At 42.8% G+C, this 3737-nt stretch carries 1 protein-coding gene; it reads right to left on the bottom strand.

Translation table 11 applies throughout. From position 1 onward, the window contains the following. On the bottom strand, positions 1 to 3658 hold a 3658-nt coding region (gene dnaE, locus HP439_RS18285; RefSeq protein ID WP_172391768.1), incomplete at its 3' end, for a DNA polymerase III subunit alpha. Positions 3659 to 3737 lie beyond the last annotated feature (79 nt).

Here is a 3737-nt window from a genome sequence, read left to right as displayed (position 1 = left end):
CAAAGAGACTTCCCTGAGCTGAGTTTTCGTTTTCTTTTACGCGGTTTCCATATTTAATAGCTTTTTCTAATCCCGTGCTGTTATCGCCGTCACAATAAAAATACTGCGCACGGTGCGTGTCTGCAAAGCTATCAAGACCACCAGCGTAGGCTAAACTTTCAAAAGCTTTTTTATTTGCTGAGCGTAAATCAATGCGTTTGGCCAAATCAAACACAGATTTATAGCGGCCGCCTTTCATCCGGGTTTGTACGATCGTGTCGACAGCTCCCGCCCCCACTCCTTTTACCGCTCCCATTCCAAAACGAATAGCTCCCTGGTCGTTCACTGTAAACTTATAGTGAGATTCATTTACATCGGGACTTAGTACAAGTAGCCCCATTCGTTTACACTCTTCCATAAAGAAAGTTACCTGCTTAATATCATTCATGTTGTTGGAAAGCACAGCGGCCATATATTCAGCAGGATAATGGGCTTTTAAATATGCCGTTTGATAAGCTACCCAAGCATAACAGGTCGAGTGAGATTTATTGAATGCATAAGATGCGAAAGCTTCCCAATCGACCCATATTTTCTCCAAAACTTTCGGGTCATGTCCATTTTCCGCCGCTTGTCCGACAAACTTCGGTTTCATTTTATCGAGGACTGCTTTTTGTTTCTTACCCATGGCTTTCCGTAAAACATCGGCATCACCTTTGGAAAAACCAGCGAGTTTTTGCGACAGAAGCATTACTTGCTCTTGATACACAGTTATACCATAGGTTTCCTGTAAGTATTCTTCACAAGCGTCTAAATCGTATTTAATCTCCTCTATACCATGTTTACGCTTAATGAACAATGGTATATATTCCATTGGACCTGGGCGATATAGGGCATTCATTGCAATTAAATCAGCAAAAACAGTTGGCTTCAGTTCCTTCATGTATTTTTGCATTCCAGGGGATTCGTACTGAAAAACACCAATAGTTTCACCGCGTTGGAAGAGCTCATACGTCAAGACGTCATCAATAGGGAACTTATCAGGGTCTAAATCGATTCCGTGTCGAAGTTTTACGTTGCTGACCGTGTCCTTAATTAAAGTAAGTGTCTTCAGCCCTAAAAAGTCCATCTTGAGCAGTCCAGCACTCTCCACTACGGAGTTGTCAAACTGCGTAACGAAAAGGTCGGAATCTTTGGCTAAGGAAACCGGTACAAATTTAGTAATGTCATCTGGCGTAATAATTACACCACAAGCATGAATACCCGTGTTACGCATTGATCCCTCAAGAATCCTAGCTTGCTTGATTGTCTCGGCCTCCAGTCCAGCTCCATCGGCTAATGACTTTAATCTATTAACCGCTTCGAGCTCTTCGGAACGTAGGACATCCTTCAACCCCTTATCGTCCATGGAGAAGATTTTGGCAAGTTTTAGGTTTGGAATAAGCTTAGCAATCTCATTAGCATCCTGAAGTGGCAGATCTAAGACCCGGGCAGTATCTTTGATTGAAGATTTCGCCGCCATTGTACCGTAGGTAATAATCTGGGCTACTTGTGAGGCTCCATATTTATTAATAACGTACTGCATGACACGTCCACGTCCCTCGTCATCAAAATCAATATCAATATCGGGCATCGATACACGATCAGGATTTAAGAAACGTTCGAATAGTAAGTCATATTGAATGGGGTCGAGATTCGTGATACCTAAGCAATACGCGACCGCCGATCCTGCGGCTGAACCACGGCCCGGTCCAACGGATACCCCCATACTGCGTGCCGCTGCTATAAAGTCATGAACGATCAAAAAGTAACCAGGATATCCTGTTTTTTCAATGGTTGCTAGTTCAAAATCCAATCGCTCGGTAATCAGCTCATCGATATTCTCATAGCGTTCTTTCGCGCCTTCGTAAGTCAAATGACGCAGGAAAGCATTTTCACCACGTTTTCCGCCGTCAACATCATCCTCTTCAAATTGGAATTCTTTGGGAATATTAAATTTTGGCAGCAGGACGTCGCGATTAAGGGAGTAGATCTCAATTTTATCTAGGATATCTTGTATATTGATAATTGCGGTAGGCACGTCAGAAAAGGCCTCCTTCATTTGATCTTGCGACTTAAAATAATATTCCTGATTGGGCAAGCCAAAACGGAATCCGCGACCGCGTCCTTTTGGGGTCGAGAGTTTTTCACCGTCCTTAACGCACAATAAGATGTCATGTGCGTGGGCATCTTCCTTCTTTAAATAATAGGTGTTATTTGTGGCAACAAGTTTTACTTGATGGCGTTCTGCTAAGTCAATTAATGTTTGATTTACCCTATCTTCGTCTTCTTGCCCATGTCGCATAAGTTCGATATAGAAGTCATCCGAAAATTGCTCCTTCCACCACAATAGCGCTTCCTCGGCTTGGGATTCCCCAATATTTAATACTTTACTGGGTACCTCCCCATATAGGTTTCCCGAGAGAACAATTAAATCCTCTTTGTATTGCTGAATCACGGCTTTGTCGATACGTGGGACATAATAGAATCCCTCGGTATAAGCGATCGAAGCCATTTTCGCTAGATTATGATAACCTGCTTTGTTTTTTGCCAAGAAAACAACTTGGTACCCGTTGTCCTTACGCGTTTTATCTTTATGATCCTCACATACAAAGAACTCGCATCCTACAATTGGCTTTACGATCTTACCTGTAGGTTCCTCACCGTTTTCAATTGCTTCTGCATTTTTTGCTTCGATTTCCTTATTATAGCTAATAGCTTTGCTTACAAAGTGGAATGCTCCCATCATGTTTCCATGGTCGGTCAATGCAACGGCGGGCATATTTGCCTGTCCTGCCGATTCCACAAGCGCAGCAATAGAAATTGTGGATTGCAGAACCGAAAATTGTGAGTGATTGTGTAAATGAGCAAATTCGGCGACGTCCAACGCATCTTTTAATGCATCGTCAATTTTTACAACAGGTATATCGACTTCAATTTCTTTAAGAATTTCTTGTGAGGCCGCTTTCAGGTTGATATGTTTTAAGCCTACAGGCTCAATTGTTGTGGGGTTATGTCTGAGGAAATTTACGAAATAACCTTGGTCTACCTGAAGTTCTGCTGTGGTAAAGATCTCTTTGCGCACCAGTTCAAAAAAACAACGGGTAGTCGCTTCCACATCGGCCGTTGCATTATGCGCCTCAGAGAAAGGTATCCCAAATAGAAAACTGTGTAATTCAGTTAGATTGGGGAGCTTAAAACGGCCTCCTCGGCCACCGGGAAGTTGAACAAGGTTTGCGGTTACTTCTGTACAGGTATCTAATATAGGCATCGCGGCCATTGGTGATTCTACTCCATATCGGTAGAATTCACTTCCCATGATGTTAATATCAAAACCTATGTTCTGTCCTACTATGAATTTGGCTTTCGCTAACGCTTCATTGAATACTTTGAGAACCTCGGTTAAAGGGACCCCATCCCGCTCAGCAAGAGCCGTCGAAATACCATGAATTTTTTCCGAGTCGTAAGGTATATTAAAGCCGTCCGGACGTATTAGGAAGTCCTGATGCTCAACAAGGCGACCCATTTCGTCATGCAATTGCCAAGCTATCTGGATACAACGTGGCCAATTATCGGTGTCAGTAATCGGCGCATCCCAGCGCTTTGGTAAACCCGTGGTTTCGGTGTCAAATATTAAATACATGCTAATTTCTCTGCCCCTTTCTTCTTGAACAAATCTACAAAAAAATAAGGCCCTTTGATATTCCAACACGGGCAAAAAT

The sequence above is a fragment of the Sphingobacterium shayense genome, from assembly GCF_013179575.1.
In the GTDB taxonomy this organism is placed as follows: Bacteria; Bacteroidota; Bacteroidia; order Sphingobacteriales; family Sphingobacteriaceae; genus Sphingobacterium; species Sphingobacterium shayense.
The sequence above is the reverse complement of the archived record's forward strand: the minus strand, read 5'-3'. Positions and strand labels throughout refer to the sequence as shown.